This is a genomic window from Streptomyces sp. SLBN-8D4 (assembly GCF_049739545.1).
GTDB classification, from domain to species: domain Bacteria; phylum Actinomycetota; class Actinomycetes; order Streptomycetales; family Streptomycetaceae; genus Streptomyces; species Streptomyces canus_C.
This window is the reverse complement of sequence record NZ_JBMGQC010000001.1, coordinates 9,165,362-9,185,810: the sequence shown is the minus strand read 5'-3', so window position 1 is coordinate 9,185,810 and position 20,449 is coordinate 9,165,362. Positions and strand designations below refer to the sequence as shown.

Here is a 20,449-nt window from a genome sequence, read left to right as displayed (position 1 = left end):
GGGATGACCGCTTACACCGTACTGATCCTGCTGGTGGCCGCCGAGCGGGTCGCCGAGCTCGTCGTCGCGCGCCGCAACGCCTCCTGGAGCCGCGCGCACGGCGGCGTGGCGTACGGGGACGGCCACTATCCGGTGATGGTCGCCCTGCACACCGGGCTGCTGGCCGGCTGTCTCGCCGAGACCTGGCTCGCCCCGCGACCCTTCCAGCCGTTGCTCGGCTGGCCGATGCTGGCCCTCGTGCTCGGGGCGCAGGCGCTGCGCTGGTGGTGCATCAGCACCCTCGGACCGCGCTGGAACACCCGCGTCATCGTCGTGCCCGGCCTGCCGCTGGTCAGCGCCGGCCCCTACCGGCTGCTGCGCCACCCCAACTACCTCGCCGTGGTCGTGGAGGGACTCGCCCTGCCGCTGATCCACGGGGCATGGCTGACCGCGACCGGCTTCACGCTGCTCAACCTGCCCCTCCTGACCGTCCGGCTCCGCTGCGAGAACGCGGCACTGGCCCGGTCCGCCCCGACCCCGGCCCCCGCGACGCCGCCATGCTCGACCTGCTGATCGTCGGCGGCGGGCCGGCCGGACTCGCCACCGCGATCCACGCCGCCCGCGCCGGACTCGACGTGGCCGTGGCCGAGCCCCGGCCGACGCCGGTCGACAAGGCCTGCGGCGAAGGGCTGATGCCGGGCGCGGTGCGGGCCCTGGCCGAACTGGGCATCGCCCCGCCCGGGCACCCTCTGCGCGGCATCCGCTACCGGGACGCCGGGGACGACGCCCGGCAACACGCCGAGGCGGGCTTCCGGCACGGCCCCGGTCTGGGCGTGCGGCGTACGGACCTGCACGCGGCGCTCGCCCGGCGGGTGGCGGAGCTGGGCGTCCCGGTCCATCCGGTCAAGGTCGATCCGGTGACGATCCGTCAGGACGCCGGCAGTGTCACCGCAGCCGGGTTCACGGCCCGATACCTCGCCGCCGCCGACGGCTTGCATTCACCCGTCCGCCGACACCTCGGCCTGGACCTGACCGACCCGCGCCCGTCCCGCTACGGGCTGCGCAGACACTTCGCCCTCGCGCCCTGGACGGACCATGTCGAGGTCCACTGGTCCGCGCGAGCCGAGGCCTACGTCACCCCGCTGGGGCCCGAGTTGCTCGGCGTGGCCATCCTGACCGGCGAGCGGGCACCGTTCGACGTACAGCTCGCCCGCTTTCCGTCCCTGGCCGCCCGCCTGCCCCCGCACGCCTCCTCATCCGTCCGCGGCGCCGGACCACTGCGGCAACGGGTCCGCGGCCGGGTGGCCGGACGGGTCCTGCTGGTGGGCGATGCCGCCGGTTACATCGACGCGCTCACCGGCGAAGGCATCTCGCTCGCCCTGGCCGGTGCCGCCCAGCTGGTCCGCTGCATCCGACGTGACCGGCCCCGGGCCTACGAGCACGCCTGGCGCCGGGCCTCCCGCCGCCACCGTCTGCTCACCGACACCCTGGTACGCCTCCGCGCCCACCCCCGGCTCACTCCCCTGATCGTCCCCACCGCGGTGCGTCTGCCCTCGCTGTTCGCGGGGCTGGTCAACGGCCTGGCGTGAGGCCCGCTCCGCCCTCTCGCCCGTCTCCCAGCGGGCGGACGCCGACGTCGAGTGACGCGAAGGCATCGACGCCCGCCGAGATGATCAGGGCGGGTGCGGGGACTGCCGCTGTCCCGCCCCGAGCGCGCGCGGCGCCTGCTTCGCTCGGCCGGCGTGTTCACGGCGCGGTCCGCCTTCAGCCTCTCGTCAAAGGCTGAGAAATTGTTGAGGCAGTCACCAATAACCGCTGCCCACCAGGTAGGTGATGTCGGCGACAGCGGCAAGGATCAGCGCCGGGATCGCCAGCCCCTTCGCTACCGAGGCCAGAGTGCGCGTACCACTCGCCGCCCGCTGCGTGTAGTGCTCCCGCCGTGTTCCCAGATCGTGCCGGGCGAGCGCGCCGACGACCAGTGCCACCGCACCGGTGATCAGACACACGGTGAGTGGCGTGAGCGCTCCGTGAGCGCGGAGATTGTCCTCTACGTTTCCGGACGTCCCTTCGTCGCTGCGCTCCGTGATGGCCACCACCGCCGCCTGGATGGCCAGGACGAGCGTGGCGACCGCCGTGACCGCGAGGGCGAGGGCAGCACCGGCGAGGGCGGGAGCGCGTCGGGACCGGGGTGGCTGGTTCGTCGGAGGGCGGGGTGCAGTGGTCCTGGGTGGCGTCTCGGGAGGGGGCGGGATACGCGGGGCCCCGACGACCACCGTCTCCCGCTTGTCGGCCGGTACGCGCGGCGGCCTTGCGGAACGGTTCGAGGGTCCGGGTCCAGGTCCGGGTCCGGGCTCCGTGCGGCGTCCCGACTCCACCCTCGCCTCGACGTGGATCAGCGACTCGTCGGCCACCCCCTTCAGCACGATGTCGCCGGACAGGTGACCTTCGGCGGCCGTGTCGACGTGGACCTCCAGACCGCTCGGGGTCGGATCGACCCGCAGCCACGAATGTTTGGGCTGGGCCACGCAGTGGCGGGCCAGGGGCGGGCCGTGCATGGCCACGGACAGCTTCTTCTGGGGAGAGCCCCTCGACACCAGGCCGAAGTCCAGTCGGTCCGGGGACGGTGCCAGCCGGATCTCACTCAGGGCGTCGGACGCCAGATCGGCGATCTGCTGGATGTCGTTGCGCGCGACCTCCTCCAAGTGCTGACGCGCCCCTTCCGCGATGGGCAGCTCCGGGTGCTGCAGTCGTCTCCGCAGCTCCATCACGGCGCCCTGTCGGGTAAGGACGTCGGCGCTGTTCAGGGCCGCCTGCAGGGAGGGCGGCGAGGGAATGGCGACGATCTTGATGCGGCCGCGCCGACTGTGCGCCAGATGCAGATCCCCGCGCAGCTCTGCCGTCTTTTTCGGCGTCTGATGGGGGTTCTGCTCCCGTACGTGTCTGTAGACGTACTCGTACAGGTCATCGAAAGAGACCATCCCGTCCGCGTCGAGGTCCGCCTCCCCGGTCTCCAGACCCTCGACCACCGCATGTGTGAACACCGAAGGCCGCAGAGCGGAGTTCTCGGAGAGTCTGTTGCCTTCGAAGGCGTACTCCATGGAGTCGGACGCGGTGATGACGGCCCAACCCCGCGCGCTGACCGGCTCGTCCTCGGCGAACGACTCGAGGACGTGGACGTCTCCGGAGGCGCGCACGGAGGACGAGCCCCGGGAGAAGGCGCCGCCGTAGCAGCAGTCGAGGAACAGGACGGTGCTGCCCGCCCGGGTGCCGGCCATGCAACTGCGGACGAACTGGGAGGCGACAGCTGTGGCGGCCAGCAGCGGGGGCTCGGTGTCGCTCGCGGCGAAGTACAGCTCGCCGGACTCGCTCTTGAGGCCGTGGCAGGAGAAGTGCAGCAGGAGCGTATCGGCGCGGCTGCGGTCGTTGAAGAAGCGCTCGATGCGCCTGCGCATGAGGTCGGCCGACGCGTTGCGCACGACCTTCACCTCGAAGTCGCCGATCTGCGGATCGTGCAGCACCCTCTCAAGGGCCTCGGCGTCCTGGGCGGGCGCCTCGAGCTTCTTGAGCCCCTGGTCGGCGTACTGGTCGTTGGCGATGATCAGCGCGTGTCTGGAATCCGTCATGGCTCGGCTCCAGCCGTGGAATGGCGCTGGACGAAGATCTTGAACGCCTCCGCGACCTGGTCGTCGGTCGCGTGGGACACCTCCAGGACGTCGTCGCCCATCTGCACGTGCAGGGACGAGTGGGTGCCATGGCGCCGGCCCAGCCACGACCGGACCACGGTCATCACCTGGTTCAGGGCGGTTGCCGAGCTGCCCAGAGTCACCAGCAGGGCACCGATCTGAGCAACGTCCACGGCCCTCGCTCCGGGCGGGACTTCCCCGCCGGGGAGTGCCGTGACATCGTCCACGTCGAGGTCGAGCAGCTCGTCGCGCAGGTAGCCGGTCAGCTCCGCGACGCGTTCGGGTTCCGCGTCCTCTTCGGTGAGGAGGATCTGCAATGTGTTCTCCACCGGGTCAGCCCCTTTGCTCGTGCTCGTCGAGGGCGGCGCAGAGTCGGACCATCGGTGGGCTCTACGTCATCACTTTCAAGTTTCCGCTGCTCAGAGCAGGGCAGCAACTCGGCCACGAGGGAGTTAGTTTCACGTTCAACGGCAAGCTTCCGCGTCCCACCAGGACGGCTCGCCGTCGCCAACGCCCCTATTCCCAAGGGTGATTCCTCAACCGCCTTACATATGAACCGTGTTGGCCATGAGTACGCCCAGCACGTCACCGCCCAGGGCCGCCGCGGCCAGGGAGGCAGAGGTGGTGCCGGCCGACCGGCCTTGTGCCCTTCTCCCGTCGTGTGACCGAGCAGGGTGGCGGGAGAACGGGTCGATGACCATGGCCGGATCCAGCGTGGCCTCGCAATGAAGGTGATCGACACACCTGGGACCCGTACCCTCGACGACGGCTCCACCACCGAGGGCTTCCTCCTCGTCAACCACCCCACCCTGACCACAGAGAACGGGATCGACGCCCGCTTCACCGGCCGGTCGGTCGCCTTCCGCCCGGACTCGAGCGCCTAGGCGGCCCTGTCGTGTGGATCAGCCCGGCGTCGCGGGGGCTGGCATGCGCTCGGCCAGCGGGGGTGGCCCCAGCCGCGTTGTCGTCGGTCGCCGGCTGCCTCCTCCGCCGTATAGCTTCACGCACCAGACCCCGCTCGGGTCGCCCGGAAGGCACCGCACATCACAGCCGGCCCGATCCGAACGACAGAGCCCAGAGGCAGGACAGTCAGTCGAGGTCGGGCAAGGGGCGCCGGGCGACCTCGTGTGCTTCGTCCGGTGACAGCCCCAGCATGCGCAGGACCATCTCGGCGAGGTTCACCGCAGCCTCGTCGCCGTCCACCTCCGGGCGGGCAAAGCGCAGCTCCACCAGCGACAGCAGGGTTCCGCCCAGCGCGGCGAGGGCGACCACTGGGTCGAGGGTGGTGAATCGACCGGAGGCGATGCCGACCTGGAGATCACGCAGGGCGCGTCGGGACAGTCCGTTGTCCGAGTGGATGTGCCCGAGGCCACGGCGGCGCAGGACCTGCATCAGCTCCGGGTGCGAGTCGGCCATCCGGGCACTGAGCCGGAAGCCGGCCGCGAGCAGCTCCGCCGGGTCGTCGATCCCCGTCAGACGCTCGTCGAAGGCCTGCCCGAACTCCTCCAGGGCGTCGACCACCGCTGTCTCGAACAACTCCGCCTTGGAGTCGAAGTGGTTGTAGAAGGAGCCGAAGCCCACGTCCGCGCGCTCGGCGATCGCCTGGATGCTCGCGCTGGTGTCGCCGCTCTCGGCGAGTATCTGCCGGGCCGCTCGCACGAGTGCTCCACGGGTCTCCGCACGACGCCGCTCGAACCGGTTGCTGGGCAGGGCTGACGTAGACATGCGCAGAGTCTAGCCGTCGGACGATAGCGATCGCAGTCCTGATGAATTCATCATTTCCTGCCGCGAACATCTTGACGACAGAACTGTCACAGTTGATGATTTCCTCATTACGGCAATGTTGCTCGGAGGGCACCATGTCTGAAATCCGCGTCAACGGGGCCGACGTCTTCACGGCCCATCAGGACCTCCACAGCGAGCAGGGCGCCCTGCGTGGAGAACACCCCGGCCGCTCCCGGAACCCGGTCATCAAGGTGGCCGACCTGGCCTGGCTGGAGTTCGAGAAACCCGACCTGGACCGTGCCGAGGTCTTCGCCCGGGACTTCGGGTTCGCCGTCGCCGCCCGTAGCGAACGGGAGTTGTGGCTGCGCGGCACTTTCGCCGGCTCGCCCTGCATGGTGATCCGGCGCGGCCGTACGTCCCGTTTCATCGGCCCGGCGTTCCGGGCGGCGGAGCGGGCCGACCTGGACCGGCTGGCCCGCGCGACGGGCAGGGACGTGCGGGACGCCGACGTTCCGGGTGGTGGCAAGGTCGTCGACCTGCTCGACCCGTCGGGCTTCCCGGTCCGGGTCGTGCAGTGTGCCGAACAGCTGCCCGCGCTGCCGGAGCAGCAGCCGCTGCTGCTCAACTTCGGCACGGATCACCGTCGTACGAACACCACGCAGCGCCCGCCGCGCGAGCCGTCCCGAATTCAACGCCTGGGCCATGTGGTCCTGGAGACACGGGTGTTCGGCCGGGCCCTGGACTGGTACCTGGACACCCTCGGGATGATCGTGTCCGACTTCCTGTTCCTGGACGGGCAGCGCGGCCGGGGTCCGACGATGGCGTTCATCCGCTGCGACCTGGGTGGCGTGCCGGCCGACCACCACACCCTCGCGATGCACCTGGGGCCGGGCACGGGGTACGTCCACTCGGCCTACCAGGTCACCGACCTCGACTCCATCGCCGCCGGTGGCGAATACCTCAAGGAGCGCGGATACAAACGCAGTTGGGGCATCGGACGGCACATCCAGGGCAGCCAGCTCTTCGACTACTGGCGCGATCCGGACCACTTCATGCTGGAGCACTTCGCCGACGGCGACCTGTTCTCCTGCGACGTGGAACCCGGCTGGGCGCCCATGTCGACCAGCGGCCTCGCCCAGTGGGGCCCGCCCGCCACCCGCGACTTCCTCGGCGCCGGCCCCTCCCCGCAGCGGATCCGCGACGTCGTCGAGGCACTGCGCGGCGACAACGAGATGGACCCCGCGCGACTCTTCGGCCTGCTCAAGGCCGCCAATTCCTGACCCGTCCCTCTGAAGAAGGCACTGATATGAGCACCAATGTCCTGCGCACGGCCGACGGCTGGTGGGTCGTCCGAGGCGACCGGGCCGTTCCCGTCGAGACCAAGGCCGTGACCACCGCCGAGCTGCTGGCCGACCGGGACGCCGTCCGTGAGGCCGCTGCCTCCGGCGAGCCGGGCACTCCGGTCGCCGATCTGGTCGCGCTCTCCCCGGTCACCACGCCCTGCCGGGTGGTCGCCCAGATGGTCAACTACCGTAGCCACGCCCGCGATTCGGGCTTCAAGGGCGACATCCCGCCCGCGTTCTTCCGCAAGGCGTCCGGCTCGGTCAGCGGGCCCGGCGAGGCCGTCGTCCGGCCGTCGCACGTGAAGTTCCTCGACTACGAGATCGAACTCGGGCTCGTCATGGGCGCGCCCCTGCCTGTCGGGACCGTGGTCGAGGAGCGGGACCTGCCGTCGTACGTCGCCGGACTGGTGATCACCAACGATGTCAGCGCCCGTGAGGTGCAGCTGACCAAGACGCAGTTCTACGAGAGCAAGTCGTACCCGACCTTCACGCCGACCGGCCCGTACCTGTCGTTGCTGGAGCCGGAGGACTTCACCCATCTCCTGGACCTGCGGCTGAAGTTGAGCGTCAACGGCGAGCTGCGCCAGGACCGCACACTCGCCGACATGATCGTTCGCCCGGCACAGGCACTCACCCTGCTGGCCCGCTTCCAGACCCTCGACGCCGGCGACCTGCTGCTCACCGGCACCCCCGGCGGCACCGCCCTGAAGGCCCCGCCGAAGGCCGTCGAGAAGATCGGCGCGCTGCTGCCTCCCGCCGTGAAGTGGAAGGCCTTCTTCAAGAGCCAGGCCAAGAACCCGCACTACCTGAACCCGGACGACGTGATCACGGCGACGATCGCGACCCCCGACGGCCGCATCGACCTCGGCGAGCAGCGCACGCCCGTCGCGGCCGCGAACTAATACCCGAGGTGAGCCGCACATGAACGTCGACGAAGCCGCACGTGTGCCCGTCGTGATCGTCGGCGCCGGGCCGGTGGGCGTGACCGCCGCCCTTCTCCTGGCCCGGCACGGAGTCCGCAGTGTCGTCCTCGAACGCCACCGGGACGTCTACCCGCTCCCGCGCGCCGTCGCCAATGACGATGAGATCCACCGGATCCTCCAGGCCGCCGGAGTCGGCGAGGAGTTCACCGCGATCTCCCGCCCGGCGAAGGGACTGCGGCTGCTGGACGCCCGGCACCGGGTGATGGCCGAGTTCCGCCGCTCCCCGCAAGGGCACCACGGGTATCCGCAGTCCAGCATGTTCGACCAGCCCGAGCTGGAACGCGTGCTGCGCGACGCCCTGGCTCAGCGCCCGGAGTGCGAACTGCGCGGCGGCGTCGAGGTCACCGGTGTCGGCCCGGACACCACCGGCCCCGTACGTGTCACCTACCGCGACGACGAGCGCGAGCATGAGCTGTGGGCCGACGCGGTCCTCGGCTGCGACGGCGCGGGCAGCCTCACCCGCGAAGCCATCGGCGGCGTCTGGGAGGACCTGCACTTCGAGGAGAAGTGGACCGTCATCGACGCCGAGACGACGGGCCCCGTCCGTTGTTGGGAGGGCGTCGACCAGGTCTGCGACCCGGACCGGCCGGGGACCTTCATGCGGGTGAACGAGAACCGCTACCGCTGGGAGTTCCGGCTCGGGGAAGGACAAGAGACCGTCCGTGAGCTGGTCGCCCCGTGGCTGCCGTCCTCGTACGGCGGGGACTTCGAGGTGGTCCGCGAGACGCAGTACACCTTCCGGGCCCGCGTCGCCGACCGCTGGCGCCACGGACGGGTCTTCCTGCTCGGCGACGCCGCCCACCTCACCCCGCCCTTCATCGGACAGGGCCTGTGCTCGGGACTGCGGGACGCCTACAACCTCACCTGGAAACTCGCCCGCGTCCTCCAGCAGGGCGGCGACGAAAGGCTGTTGGACACCTACGAGAGCGAACGCAGGCCGCACGCCCGGCATGTGGTCCGCCTCGCGGTCGCCATGGGCTGGGCCATGACCGGCGGCCAGGACGGCGCCGCCGCGATCCGCCGCCGGGCACTGGCCGCCGCCTGCCGCATACCCGGCCTGACCGAGCTGGCCGACCGCGATCTCAGCCCGCCCCTGACCGCCGGACCGCTCGTACGGCGCGGGGTCCGCCGACGCCTGGCGGGCACGCACTGTCCGCAACCGTGGGTGAGCGTCGACGGACGGCGTACCCGTCTCGACGAGCTGCTCGGCGACTCCTTCACCGTGCTGACCGCCACCGAACCCGGCCCCTCCCTGACCGCGCTTGCCCACAGCCTCGGCATACGCGCGCTCTCCGTGGCCGGCCTCGGCGACGACGGCACCCTCGCAGCCTGGCTGCGCGGCGGACGCGCGGACGCGGTCCTGCTGCGGCCCGACCGCGTCGTGATGGACGTCGTCCCCTCGGGCAGTCACGACTTCACGTCGACCGCCGCCTGGGCCTCCGCGCTGCACACCACCCGAAGCCCCGTCCCTGCCGAACGGACGGCACCGAAAAGCCTGTTGAGGAGTACGACGCGATGAGCACGCCCTTCTTCACACCCGACCCGGAGACGGCGGCCGCCAGTCGCATCGCGGACTTCGCCCGGCGTCAGGGCATCGCCCCCGACGACTACGCCGCCCTGCACCGCTGGTCGGTCACCGATCTGGAGGGCTTCTGGGGCGCGGTGTGGGAGTACTTCGACATCGACGCCGACACCCCCTACGAGAGTGTCCTGGCGGAGGAGCGGATGCCCGGCGCCCGCTGGTTTCCCGGCGCCACCCTCAACTACGCCGACCACGCCCTGCGCAATCTCGCCGACGAGGCCGTGGCGATCGTCGCCCTCGACGAGACCGGTTCCGGGTACGAGGTGACCGGCGCCCGGTTGCGTGCCCTGGTGGCGTCCGTGGCCGCCACCCTGCGCGACCTCGGCGTCGGCAAGGGCGACCGGGTCGTCGGCTATCTGCCCAACACCCCGCACGCCATCGTCACGTTCCTCGCCGCCGCGAGCCTGGGCGCCGTGTGGTCGGTGTGCGGTCAGGACTACGCGCCCAAGGCCGCCGCCGACCGGTTCGCCCAGCTCGAACCCACCGTGCTGATCGCCGCCGACGGCTACCTCTTCAACGGCACCACCCACGACCGCCGCGACGCAACCCTCGAACTCGCGGGCGCGCTGCCGACGCTGAAGGCCACCCTGCTGGTGGACCACGTGGGCCTGCCGTGGCCGGCGCAGGCGCACCCGTCGCTGGTGGTCCCCTGGGAGGACGCCTCCAGCCGTACCGAGGAACTCGCCTGTGTACCGGTGCCGTTCGACCACCCGCTGTGGGTCGTGTTCTCCTCCGGCACCACCGGCCTGCCCAAGGGCATCGTCCACGGCCACGGCGGCGTGCTCCTGGAGCACCTCAAAACCCTCGGCCTGCACTCCGACCTCGGCCCCGGCGACCGCCTCCTCTGGTACACCACCACCCACTGGATGATGTGGAACCTGGTCGCCTCCACCCTCCTCACCGGCGCCACGACCTGCACCTACGACGGCAGCCCCGCCCCCTTCGCCAAGCTCGACCGCCTATGGGAACTGGCCGCCCGCCACCGTGTCACCGTCTTCGGCACCAGCCCCCAGTACCTGCTGGGCATGGCCAAGTTCGGCATCGACCCGTCAGTCCACGACCTGTCGTCGATCCGCGTCGTCGGCTGCACCGGCTCCGCCCTCCCCGCCTCCGCCTACCCCTGGGTCCGCGAACACGTCGGCGAGCACGTCCTGCTGGCCTCCATCAGCGGCGGCACCGACATCGTCTCCGGCTTCGCCGGCAGCGCACCCAACACGCCCGTCTGGGCCGGGGAGTTGTCCGCACCCCACCTGGGCGTGGCGCTCGCCGCGTACGACGCCGAGGGCTTCCCCGTCATCGACCAGGTCGGCGAGCTGGTCGTCACCCGGCCCATGCCGTCGATGCCGCTGTACTTCTGGAACGACCCCGAGGGCACCCGCTACCGCGACGCCTACTTCTCGGCGTACCCCGGGGTGTGGCGACACGGCGACTGGATCACGGTCACGGGGCACGGCTCGGTGATCATCCACGGTCGCTCCGACTCGACGCTCAACCGCAACGGCGTCCGGCTCGGCAGCGCCGACATCCATGACGTCGTCGAACGTCTCCCCGAGATCACAGAGGCTCTGGTCATCGGTGCGGAGGAGCCGGACGGCGGCTACTGGATGCCGCTGTTCGTGGTCCCGGCGGCCGGGGTGACCCTGGACGACACCCTGCGCGAGAAGATCCGCGACGCCGTCCGCACCGGCGCCTCACCCCGCCACGTCCCCGACGAGATCCTCGAAGTGCCGGGCATCCCGCACACCCGCACCGGCAAGAAGCTGGAGGTCCCGATCAAGCGGCTGCTCCAGGGGGCCGCGGTGGAGCAGGTCGTCAATCCGGCCAGTGTGGACAGCCCCGAACTCATCGACCACTACGCCCGGCTGGGCGAGGAGCGCCGCAAGGGCAGGTCCGCCTCATGACCACCGTGCTCGCTGTCGCCCTGTCCCTGGTCTTCCTTCCGCTGGGGCTGGCGAAGCTCGCCTCGGCGCCGTTCATGCGCCAGGCGGCGGCCCATCTCGGCATGTCGGTACGGCTCTATCGCGTCGTCGGCGCGCTGGAGGTGGCCGGGGTCGCCGGACTGCTGACGGGGCTGACCTGGATGCCGCTGGGCGTGGCCGCCGCGACAGGCCTCGCCCTGCTGATGGCCGCGGCGGCGGTGGTCCACCTGCGCCACGGCGACCCGCCGCCCCGAGCCGTCCCGGCCGCCGTACTGGCCCTGATCTCCTTGACGTACGCGGCAACGGCGATGGCCGCCGGCTGACGCGACCTGTACGGCCGGCCGCAGGCAGCCCCCAGTCTGATTCATCGCCCGCCTCTGGCCGGTGGCGCACCGGTAGCGAGTGCTGCGTCGACGTCGCCACCGAGAACCCGGCGCCCATGGCCGACCTCGCGCTCCGGGCCGGCCTGGAAGCCCGCGGTTGGTAGGTGCAGGCGCTGGAGACCGTCCCGCTGTCCGCCCGCTTCAGCGTGTCCGACCCGGCCACCGGGCAAGGAGGCGAAGTCGACATTCTCAAGGAAATCTTCTGACGGCCGGGCATCCAGAGCCCGTAGGGGCTGCCCTCGCGGAGGAGGACGTGATCGGGACCAAGGTCCGCGCCCTCGCCGACCGCGGAGCACCCCGTACGAGCCCCGGCACCCCCGCAGAGGGACCTCGCGGGAGCGGACGCCGCCCCAACTCGGCCGTCGAGTCACCCCCGAGCGGCCTCCTGTGAAGTCGGCGTCCGTCGCAGGAGAGGCAGCAGTCCGATCGCCACGACCGCCGAGGCGAAGCCGAGGCTGCTCACGGCGGTGGTGCGGAGACCGGTGGCGGACTCCATCGCCATCAGGGTGAACGGGCAGAGGAACTGGCCTAGGAAGAACGACGCGATCCACAAGCCGGTGACGCGGCCACGGTTGGCGTACTCCAGCTTGGACGTCGCCCAGGTGAGCAGTGAGGGCAACAGGAAACCGGTGCCGATGCAGTTGAGGAACGTGCCGAAGATCAGGACTGCCACATTGTGGGCCAACCCGATCATGACAAACCCCGCCCCGCACAGGGCGAAGATCGCGGGCAGCCTGCGCTCCGGCGTGCCGATCATGGAGGCGAAGATGACGCTCCCGCAGACGGTACCCGCGCTTGCGATCGCCGTGACCATGCCGATGAGGCCGCTTGACTCTATGCCCAGGCCATTCATCAGATACGCCGTTTCCACCGGGACGGCATAGAACACGATGCCGCCGAAAACCGAGAGCACGCAGACGCCCGCCAGCCGGAGGGACGAGGCCGGCTGCCGCGCGACGTCGAGCGCCTCCTCCACGGCACCATTCGATCTGGCGGCCTTCGACCCGGACCTGGGCAGGAACGCAGCCATCGCGGGGGCAAGGAGCAGCCCGACGGCGTAGAGCCGGAACGGGCCATGCCAGTCCGAGGCACCCATGGCGCCGCCGAGGATGATGAAGGCGGTGGCCGAGACAGTGGCACACACGGTCTGCAGGGCCAGGTACTGGTCGCGCGCTCGGCCCTGGTAGAAAATCGCCGATCATCGTCGTGCAGGCGGTCATGATGAATGCCTCCGTGACACCGAGCAGGGCTCGGCCGGCCACAACGGCATGAAGCGAGTCCAGCCACAGGGGGGCGGTGCCGAACAGCGCGTACAGAAGCGTCGCGACCACCAACAGGCCTTTGCGCCCGAAGCGGTCGATCATGACACCCGCGAGGGGAGCGAACAGGGCGAGCGTGAGCGCGGGGACCGTGAGGATCATCGGGACCAGCGCGTCCGCGTCGGATACCGTACCGAAGCTCTCCTGCAGCTTCGACAGCATCGGCGCGAGCAGCACCGCGCCGAGGACCGGCAGGCAGCTGCCGACCATCAGGAGCGTCACGCGCACACGGCTCCCGGCTTCAGGCACGGGCTCGGTGCTCTGCACGATGAGATCGTCGGCGGGTACGGGCGGCGGAGCGAATCCAGGCATGCGAGGTCTCCACGAAGGCGGTCACCAAGGCGCGCAGTGGGGTACCGCCGTGGCCGTGCCAGGAAAAGGGGTATCAGGGCCTGCATGACTATGGGTCAAATTGCACCTCGCGCCTACCCCTTGACCCATTTGGCTCACCTATAACGGACATCCACCTCGTGAATTTCTCGGGCCGCCACGAAGGGCGTCGGGCTGCCGCCGAGCCGATTGGCCACCGGTATGCGGCAGCGGGCGATGTTCGCGGCCCGCAGGAAGGTCAGCCGAACCACGTGGCTCCGGTGCGTCTTGAGGACGGTCGCCAGGGGCCGGTCGGTCGTCGCCCTGCGGCGCAGCACGTAGCCGACGACGGCGAGTCCGACGCCGATGACGAAGGGGATCCGCCAGGCCGAGGAGACGAAGGCGTCCTGGCCCATCATGCTGCGCAGCCCGAGCAGGGTCACCGCGACGGCCCGGCGGCGCGTACTCCATGGCCATGATGTGCGCCGCCGTGGACTCGCGCTCAGGCTGAAGCCCCGTACGCGGGGCAGCTGGATCAGCAGACGCCGAGCCGGTCCCCCAGGCCGGCGAAGACGAGTCGAGGACACGAACCTCTCCCACTTGGTGCCGAGGTCGGGGCACCCGTCACGGCCGCCATCGGGAGCCTCCCGCGAAGCGGCACGCGCCGGGCCCGCCGACGGCACCTCCGGCGACAAAGGCAGCGACTCACAAGGTGTTCACGACTTCCGGATCAGAGGTGCGTCGGTGCGGGCGGCGATGTCCGAGGCGGTGACATCCGGCGCGCATTCCACGAGAGCGAGGCCCTCGGGTGTGACGTCGAGGACGCCGAGGTCGGTGATGATGCGGTGGACGCACTGTTCGCCGGTGAGCGGCAGGGTGCATTCGGTGAGGATCTTCGGGCTGCCGTCCTTGGCGGTGTGTTCCATCAGGACGATGACGCGGCGGGCGCCGTGGACGAGGTCCATCGCGCCGCCCATGCCCTTGACCATCTTGCCCGGGATCATCCAGTTGGCCAGGTCGCCCGCGGCGGAGACCTGCATCGCGCCCAGCACGGCAGTGTCGATGTGGCCGCCCCGGATCATGCCGAAGGACAGGGCCGAGTCGAAGAAGGAGGCCCCGGGCAGCACCGTGACGGTCTCCTTGCCCGCGTTGATCAGGTCGGGGTCGACCTCGCCCTCGGTCGGGTACGGGCCTGTGCCCAGGATGCCGTTCTCGGAGTGCAGGACCACATGGACGTCCGGGGGCAGGTGGCCGGGGATGAGGGTGGGCAGGCCGATGCCGAGGTTGACGTAGGAGCCGTCGGTGAGTTCGGCGGCGGCGCGGGCGGCCATCTGGTCCCGGGTCCAGCCCAGTTGTGTTCCGAGGATGGTGCTCATGCGCGTACGGCCCCTCGTGTCGAAGACGCGGAAATGGTAAGGCGCTCGATCTGCTTGTCGGCGGCCTCGGTCGGGGTGAGGACCACGATCCGCTGGACGAAGATGCCCGGCAGGTGGATTTCGTCCGGGCTCAGCGCGCCCGGCTCGACGAGTTCCTCCACCTCGGCGACGGTGATGCGGCCCGCCATCGCGGCCAGCGGGTTGAAGTTGGCGGCGGACTTACGGAAGACCAGGTTTCCGTGGCGGTCGCCGCGCCAGGCCCGTACGAGGGCGAAGTCGGTGGTGATGCCGTGCTCCAGGACGTACGCGCGGCCCGCGAAGTCGCGGGTCTCCTTGGGCGGGGAGGCCACCGCCACCGTGCCGTCGGGCCGGTAACGCCAGGGCAGCCCTCCCCTGGCCACCTGGGTGCCCACCCCTGCCGGGGTGTAGAAGGCGGGGATGCCCGCTCCCCCGGCGCGCAGCCGTTCGGCCAGCGTGCCCTGCGGCACCAGCTCCACCTCCAGCTCGCCCGACAGGTACTGACGGGCGAACTCCTTGTTCTCGCCCACGTAACTGCCCGTGACACGGGCGATCCGGCCGTCGGCCAGCAGGACTCCCAGTCCGCGCCCGTCCACACCGCAGTTGTTCGACACGACCTCCAGGCCGGTGGTGCCCTGGGCGTGGAGTGCCTGGATGAGCACGCCTGGGATGCCGCTGAGGCCGAAGCCGCCGACGGCCAGCGACGCGCCGTCGGGGATGTCGGCGACCGCCTCGGCGGCGCTAGCGCGGACCTTGTCCATGAGAGAGGGCCTTTCTGTCGTGGCTGTCCTGCGTGGTCGCCGGTTCAGGCGTCCGCGCGCAGGGCGTCAGAGATCGACTTGGCGCCGCCGTGCGCGGTGAGTCCGCCGTCGACCGGTATCTCGGCCCCCGTGATGAAGGACGCCTCGTCGGAGAGAAGGAAGACGACGAGCGGGGTGATCTCGTCGACGGTTCCGGTGCGGCCGAGCGGTGTCTCGCGGACGTTCGCCTCTCGGAAGCCGGGCGCCGCGGAGGCGGTCACGTCCGTTTCGATGAAGCCGGGGTGGACGATGTTCACGCGGATGCCGACGGGTCCCAGTTCCATGGCGGCGGTCCGCGACAGGCCGCGCAGCGCCCACTTGCCGGCCGTGTAGGCGACCGGGTAGTGGCCGGTGAGCGCCGCGGACGAGCCGACGTTCACGATCGAGGAGCCGGGTGGCATCAGCCGGGCAAGGTGCTGGATGCCCAGCAGCGGGCCGGTGACGTTGACCGCGTGGACCCGGGCCATGTCCTCGGGGCGTACCTCGTCGATCCGGGCCCGCCAGGTGACGCCCGCGTTGTTGACCAGGCCGTGTACCTGCCCGTACGCCTCACGCAGGTCGGCGGCGAGTTCCGCCCAGTCCTTCTCGTTCGTGACGTCGAGACGGCGGCAGCCGGATGACTCCGAGACGTCGGTGGCGATCACCCGGGCGCCCTCGCGGGTCAGCGCCTCGGCCTCCGCGGCGCCCTGGCCACCGGCCGCGCCCGTGACCACGACGACCCGGCCGAGGAGCCTTTTGGGATGGAGATCGGTCACGGCCGTTGCCTCGTGCGGTGTCGGGCGACGGGGACGGTCTTGGGGTCCGGGCCGGCCACCACGGTGTTGGAGACGGAGCCGATGCCCTCGACGGTGAGGGTGACCGTGTCGCCGGGCTTCAGGGGAGGCGGGGACTGCTCACCCCGTACACCCCACAGCTCGGCGAGGCAGCCGCCGTTTCCGCAGGTCCCGGAACCGAGGACGTCGCCGGGGCGGACGACGGTGCCGCGGGAGGCGTAGGCGGCCATCTCCTCGAAGGTCCAGCTCATGTTGGACAGCAGATCCTTGCCCACGACGTCGCCGTTGATCTCGGCGGTGAGCGCCAGGCCCAGGAAGCCGTCCGCATCGCGGTACTTCTCCAGCTCGTCGGCGGTGACCAGGTAAGGACCCAGCGTGGTGGCGGTGTCCTTGCCCTTGCAGGGGCCGAGGCCGACCTTCATCTCGGCGGACTGCAGGTCCCGTGCCGACCAGTCGTTGAAGACGGTGTAGCCGACGATGTGCTCGCGGGCCTGCTCGGGCGTGAGGTCGCGGCCCTCCTTTCCGATCACGGCGGCGACCTCCAGCTCGAAGTCGAGCACGCTCGACCCCGGCGGCATGGGGATGTCGTCGTGCGGCCCGTACATCGCGTAGGGGTTGCCGAAGTAGAACGTCGGGGCCGCGTACCACCGCTCCGGTACCCCGGCAGCCCCGTCCACGGACCGCCGTACGCCCTCGACGTGTTCCTCGAAGGTGACGAAGTCCCGCACGGTGGGCGGCTGGAGCGGCGCCAGCAGTCGTACGTCGGAGATGTGGGGGCCGGCCGGGACGTCGAGGGTCGCGGAGCCCGCGTCGAGCAGTTCGGGCAGGCCGCCGCCCTCGGCGAGCAGGCCGGTCAGTGAGCTGACGCCGGGCAGGGGGTGGAGCGTGCCGTCCTCTGAGACGACGGCCACGTGGCGTCGGTTGCGGTACTCGTACGCGGCGAAACGCATGGGAGTTTCCTGTCGGCTGTCGGCGTGAGGGGTGGCACCAAGGCCGGGGGCACGGCATGGGAGTCAGGGCAGTTGACAGGGCAACCGCACCCCCGGGGACTGAAGGCTCCGCCGATCAGACCGGCGGAGCGACGAAGACGCCGCGGTCGACGTCGTTGAAGGACTCCTTGGTCACCAGTTCGTTCATGGGGTTGGCGGTGCCCCACTGGTCGGTGACCTCGGGCTTCGAGAAGTCGTAGACGTGCGGGTGCCAGGTGTCCTCGTCCAGCAGCTCCAACTCCGTCGTGTACTCAACCGTGTTGCCGTGCGGGTCGAGGAAGTAGGTGAAGGTGTTGTCGCCCGCCATGTGCCGGCCCGGCCCCCAGATCTTGCGGGCGCCGGAACGGATGACACGGCCGGAGCCGCGCATGTACTCGTCGATTCCGCGCATCTCGAAGGAGATGTGGTGCAGCGAGGTGTGCGGGCCCTTGGCGATGGCCATGGAGTGGTGCTGGTTGCTGATCCGCATGAAGTGCATGACGTCGCCGATGTGAGGATGGCCGAGCGTGTCGGACAGCCGGAAGCCGAGGTGCTCCTCGTACCACGCCTTGGTCCTGTCCAGATCCGGCGAGTTGAGGACGACGTGCGACAGCTTGACCGGGATGGACTCCTTCTCCTCGATCTTGCGGTGCTGCCGCACCTCGACGTCGGCCGAGACCTCGATGGTGCGCCCGTCGACGTCGAAGAAGCGGAAGCCATAACCGCCGCCGGGTGTTTCCACCTTGCCCGGCTGGTGGATCAGCTGGACGCCCCCGGCGAGGAGTTGCTCGGCGAGCGTGTCCACGTCGGCCGGGCTCGCGGCGCCGTAGGACACGAGGTCGAGGCGCTTCTCCTCGGCCTTGCGCAGCCGTACGACGTACTGCTCCGGGCTGCCCTCGGCGGCGAGGAAGGAGATGCCGGAGTCCTCGGCGACCTTGGTCAGGCCCCAGACGCCGGCGTAGAAGTCGAGTTGCTTGTCGTAGTCCGGCACGGCGAGGTCGACGTGGCGGAGGTGGGTGAGCAGGCGGTTGTTCATGGGGGGTCCTCCTCAGACGAGGTTGAGCAGAGCGGCGGCGTTTGTGCCGCGGACGGAGTGGAAGTCGGTGTCGGGCAGGTCCGCTGCGCGCAGCGCGCCGAGCGGGTCGTCGGTGCCCATGTCGAAGGGGAAGTCGGAGCCGAGCAGGACCCGTTCCGGGCCGACCACTCGCAGCAGCTCCCGCAGCACCTGGGGGTCGTGGACGAGGGAGTCGAAGTACAGCTGCTTCAGATAGCTGCTTGGTTCCCGCTCACAGCCCCGGGCGTCGGGGCGGGCCCGCCAGGCGTGGTCGGAGCGGCCGATGTGGGTGGGCAGGTAGCCGCCGCCGTGCGCCGCGATCAGCTTCAGGCCCGGATGACGGTCCAGGACGCCGGAGAAGATCAGGTGGGAGAGGGCGACCGCGTTCTCGGTGGGCTGGCCGACGGTGTTGGACAGGTACCAATGGTCCAGGCGCTCGTCGAGGGTGCAGCCGAACGGGTGCAGGAAGACCAGGGCGCCGGTCTCCTCCGCACGGGACCAGAAGACTCCGTACGCCGGGTCCGACAGTTCGTGGCCGGGCGCGTGCGAGGAGATCTCCACGCCCTTCAGCCCCTGGTCCATGGCGTGGTCGAGCAGGCCGACCGCGAGGTCGGGATGCTGGAGCGGGACCAGGCCCAGGCCGTGCAGGCGGTCGGGAGCCTTCGCACAGTGTGCGGCGGTGCCTTCGTTGGCCAGTCGGCAGACCTTCTCAGCCAGTTGGGGCTCGGCCCAGTAGTGGTAGTGGGACGGCGAGGGGCTGACCAGCTGAATGTCCACGCCCTGCGCGTCCATGGCCGTCAGGCGCACCGCGGCGTCCGTCAGCTTCGGCACGCGCGCGCCGACCATCGGACCGTTCACTGCCAGGGCCGCCGGGCCGTTGCGGCGCGCGTCGAGGGCGCGGGCCTCGGCGAGACCGGGATGACCGGCGACGGCCTCCTCGACCTCCGGGAGCAGGAGGTGGGCGTGGACGTCGATGGTCGGCGCGGAGGATGCGGTGATGGTCACGGGCGCTCCTTGAGGAGGTTCATGGTGCGGCCGACCAGCCCGGCCATGTCGGCGTCGCGTACACCGTCCAGCTGCCACTGGCCGATCTGCATGGATGCCTCGACGACGGTGCGCACCCGGGGGATGCGGCGGTCGTGGTAGGCCTGGAGCAGCTCGTCGTCCCAGTCCCGGCCGTCGGCCAAGGCCTCGCTGAGCAGCTCGGCGAGGACGAGGGCGTCCTCCAGGGACATGGCCGCGCCCTGGGCCATGGTGGGCGGGCAGCAGTGGGCGGCGTCGCCGATGAGCACGACCCGGCCCCGGTGCCAGGAGTCCTCGACCAGCAGACGGTCGAACCAGGTGTAGTTGACCTTCTTCGGGTCGGTGATGTGCTCGGTGATCTCCGGCCAGACCCCGCCGTAGCTCCGCGCCAGGCGGCGCATCTCCTCGGCGTAGGTGGCCGGGTCGATGGAGGCGCGGTCGCGGCACCCTTCGACGACGTAGGCGTAGATGGTGTTCTCGCTGGTGGGGCAGTAGCCGGCGATGTAGGCGGGGCCGCCGTAGGCGAGGTCGGTGCGCGTCACGCTCTCGGGCCGCGGGGCGGCGATGCGCCAGATGGCCATGCCGGTCGGCTCGGGTTTGTCCGTGATGCCGATCGCGGCGCGGGTGGCGGAGTTGACTCCGTCGGCGCCGATCACCAGGTCGTAGCGGCCCTCGCTGCCGTCGCTGAAGCGCACCGACACGCCGTCGGCGTCCTGCTCCAGCGCTTCGGCGGTGGTGCCGAGGCGAACGCCGGCGCCGGAGGCACGGACCGTGTCAATGAGGATCTGCTGCAGCTGGGGGCGCTGCATTCCGAGGGTGGCGGGCAGGTCCTCGCCGCCGGTCCGGATGTCTTCGGCGACGAACAGGACGGTGCCGTCGGGGGTGGTCACGCCCAGCGAGCCGAAGGCGTATCCGGAGGCTTTCACCTGTTCCCACACGCCCAGTTCGCGCAGGACCCGCAGGGCGTTGCCCTGGAGGGTGATGCCGGAGCCGGTGGTGGCGTTCCAGTCCGGCTTGGCCTCGACCAGGTCGACGGCGATGCCGGCGCGGCGCAGCAGGATGGTGACGGCGTTGCCTGAGGCGCCCCCGCCGATGACCAGGACGGTGGGTGTGCCCCCGGCCGGAGGCCGGGAGAGAGTGCGGCTGTCAGCCATGTCGGGGATTCCTCCCGGGTTTGGGCCGCGCGACTTCGGGCGGCGGGGGCTGCGGCTC

The 20,449-nt window shown here is 70.6% G+C and carries 20 protein-coding genes and 2 pseudogenes; 9 read left to right on the top strand and 13 right to left on the bottom strand.

Annotation, left to right across the window (positions count from 1 at the left end; translation table 11 throughout):
- The first annotated feature begins 3 nt into the window (after positions 1 to 3).
- Together RKD20_RS41665 and RKD20_RS41660 are read left to right on the top strand one after the other, a co-directional pair.
- Positions 4 to 552, top strand: a complete 549-nt coding sequence (locus RKD20_RS41665; RefSeq protein ID WP_424882257.1) for an isoprenylcysteine carboxyl methyltransferase family protein — start codon at positions 4 to 6, stop codon at positions 550 to 552.
- A complete protein-coding gene (locus RKD20_RS41660) occupies positions 537 to 1,568 on the top strand; it encodes an NAD(P)/FAD-dependent oxidoreductase (protein ID WP_424882256.1) in 1,032 nt (343 codons plus the stop codon). The genes RKD20_RS41665 and RKD20_RS41660 overlap by 16 nt, the downstream gene beginning before the upstream one ends.
- Before the next feature lie 213 nt (positions 1,569 to 1,781).
- Here RKD20_RS41660 and RKD20_RS41655 read toward each other — a convergent pair whose 3' ends face one another.
- Both RKD20_RS41655 and RKD20_RS41650 read right to left on the bottom strand, forming a co-directional pair.
- On the bottom strand, positions 1,782 to 3,602 hold the full coding sequence (locus tag RKD20_RS41655) for a caspase family protein (RefSeq protein WP_424882255.1): 1,821 nt from the start codon (positions 3,600 to 3,602) through the stop codon (positions 1,782 to 1,784).
- Entirely contained in the window at positions 3,599 to 3,991 is a 393-nt protein-coding gene (locus RKD20_RS41650) for a hypothetical protein (RefSeq protein ID WP_424882254.1), read from the bottom strand. The genes RKD20_RS41655 and RKD20_RS41650 overlap by 4 nt, the downstream gene beginning before the upstream one ends.
- Before the next feature lie 396 nt (positions 3,992 to 4,387).
- Between RKD20_RS41650 and RKD20_RS41645 the strand changes: the two genes are divergently transcribed.
- Complete coding sequence (locus tag RKD20_RS41645) at positions 4,388 to 4,546, top strand: hypothetical protein (protein WP_424882253.1); 159 nt, start codon at positions 4,388 to 4,390, stop codon at positions 4,544 to 4,546.
- A 205-nt stretch (positions 4,547 to 4,751) separates the two neighbouring features.
- Here the strand turns inward: RKD20_RS41645 and RKD20_RS41640 are convergent, their stop codons facing one another.
- A complete protein-coding gene (locus tag RKD20_RS41640) occupies positions 4,752 to 5,387 on the bottom strand; it encodes a TetR/AcrR family transcriptional regulator (RefSeq protein WP_424882252.1) in 636 nt (211 codons plus the stop codon).
- Positions 5,388 to 5,521: 134 nt separating this feature from the next.
- On the opposite strand from RKD20_RS41640, the gene RKD20_RS41635 reads away from it, so the two are divergent.
- The 6 genes and pseudogenes from RKD20_RS41635 to RKD20_RS41610 all read left to right on the top strand — a co-directional run.
- A complete protein-coding gene (locus tag RKD20_RS41635) occupies positions 5,522 to 6,667 on the top strand; it encodes a VOC family protein (RefSeq protein WP_424882251.1) in 1,146 nt (381 codons plus the stop codon).
- Positions 6,668 to 6,693: 26 nt separating this feature from the next.
- Positions 6,694 to 7,632 carry a fumarylacetoacetate hydrolase family protein gene (locus tag RKD20_RS41630; protein ID WP_424882250.1) on the top strand — a complete coding sequence of 313 codons (939 nt, stop codon included), beginning with the start codon at positions 6,694 to 6,696 and terminating at the stop codon, positions 7,630 to 7,632.
- Between the two features lie 19 nt (positions 7,633 to 7,651).
- Positions 7,652 to 9,232, top strand: coding sequence for a bifunctional 3-(3-hydroxy-phenyl)propionate/3-hydroxycinnamic acid hydroxylase (locus RKD20_RS41625; RefSeq protein ID WP_424882249.1), 1,581 nt, complete (start codon positions 7,652 to 7,654; stop codon positions 9,230 to 9,232).
- Positions 9,229 to 11,196, top strand: coding sequence for an acetoacetate--CoA ligase (locus RKD20_RS41620; RefSeq protein WP_424882248.1), 1,968 nt, complete (start codon positions 9,229 to 9,231; stop codon positions 11,194 to 11,196). Before RKD20_RS41625 ends, RKD20_RS41620 begins: the two co-directional genes overlap by 4 nt.
- Positions 11,193 to 11,537 carry a DoxX family protein gene (locus RKD20_RS41615; RefSeq protein ID WP_424882247.1) on the top strand — a complete coding sequence of 115 codons (345 nt, stop codon included), beginning with the start codon at positions 11,193 to 11,195 and terminating at the stop codon, positions 11,535 to 11,537. Before RKD20_RS41620 ends, RKD20_RS41615 begins: the two co-directional genes overlap by 4 nt.
- An 86-nt stretch (positions 11,538 to 11,623) precedes the next feature.
- Positions 11,624 to 11,898, top strand: a pseudogene (locus tag RKD20_RS41610) (hypothetical protein); the annotation flags it as partial.
- A gap of 66 nt (positions 11,899 to 11,964) precedes the next feature.
- Here RKD20_RS41610 and RKD20_RS41605 read toward each other — a convergent pair.
- From RKD20_RS41605 to RKD20_RS41560, 10 genes and pseudogenes are all read right to left on the bottom strand, one after another.
- The gene (locus RKD20_RS41605; protein WP_424882246.1) at positions 11,965 to 12,693 is read right to left on the bottom strand and encodes a hypothetical protein; all 729 of its coding nucleotides are present in this window, start codon (positions 12,691 to 12,693) and stop codon (positions 11,965 to 11,967) included.
- A gap of 142 nt (positions 12,694 to 12,835) precedes the next feature.
- Positions 12,836 to 13,078 (bottom strand): annotated as a pseudogene (locus tag RKD20_RS41600) (MFS transporter); the annotation flags it as partial.
- 284 nt (positions 13,079 to 13,362) lie between these two features.
- On the bottom strand, positions 13,363 to 13,668 hold the full coding sequence (locus tag RKD20_RS41595) for a hypothetical protein (RefSeq protein ID WP_424882245.1): 306 nt from the start codon (positions 13,666 to 13,668) through the stop codon (positions 13,363 to 13,365).
- 273 nt (positions 13,669 to 13,941) lie between these two features.
- Entirely contained in the window at positions 13,942 to 14,577 is a 636-nt protein-coding gene (locus RKD20_RS41590) for a CoA transferase subunit B (RefSeq protein ID WP_424883442.1), read from the bottom strand.
- A gap of 20 nt (positions 14,578 to 14,597) precedes the next feature.
- The gene (locus RKD20_RS41585; protein ID WP_424882244.1) at positions 14,598 to 15,380 is read right to left on the bottom strand and encodes a CoA transferase subunit A; all 783 of its coding nucleotides are present in this window, start codon (positions 15,378 to 15,380) and stop codon (positions 14,598 to 14,600) included.
- A 44-nt stretch (positions 15,381 to 15,424) separates the two neighbouring features.
- Positions 15,425 to 16,174 (bottom strand): SDR family NAD(P)-dependent oxidoreductase, encoded by a 750-nt coding sequence (locus RKD20_RS41580; RefSeq protein WP_424882243.1) that lies wholly within the window; start codon positions 16,172 to 16,174, stop codon positions 15,425 to 15,427.
- Positions 16,171 to 17,142: a fumarylacetoacetate hydrolase family protein gene (locus RKD20_RS41575; protein ID WP_424882242.1), complete on the bottom strand. Its 972-nt coding sequence runs from the start codon at positions 17,140 to 17,142 to the stop codon at positions 16,171 to 16,173. Before RKD20_RS41575 ends, RKD20_RS41580 begins: the two co-directional genes overlap by 4 nt.
- Positions 17,143 to 17,257: 115 nt before the next feature.
- Positions 17,258 to 18,196, bottom strand: a complete 939-nt coding sequence (locus RKD20_RS41570) for a VOC family protein (protein WP_424882241.1) — start codon at positions 18,194 to 18,196, stop codon at positions 17,258 to 17,260.
- Between the two features lie 12 nt (positions 18,197 to 18,208).
- Positions 18,209 to 19,219, bottom strand: a complete 1,011-nt coding sequence (locus tag RKD20_RS41565; protein ID WP_424882240.1) for an amidohydrolase family protein — start codon at positions 19,217 to 19,219, stop codon at positions 18,209 to 18,211.
- Positions 19,216 to 20,391, bottom strand: a complete 1,176-nt coding sequence (locus RKD20_RS41560) for an FAD-dependent oxidoreductase (protein WP_424882239.1) — start codon at positions 20,389 to 20,391, stop codon at positions 19,216 to 19,218. The genes RKD20_RS41565 and RKD20_RS41560 overlap by 4 nt, the downstream gene beginning before the upstream one ends.
- Positions 20,392 to 20,449: the final 58 nt, after the last annotated feature.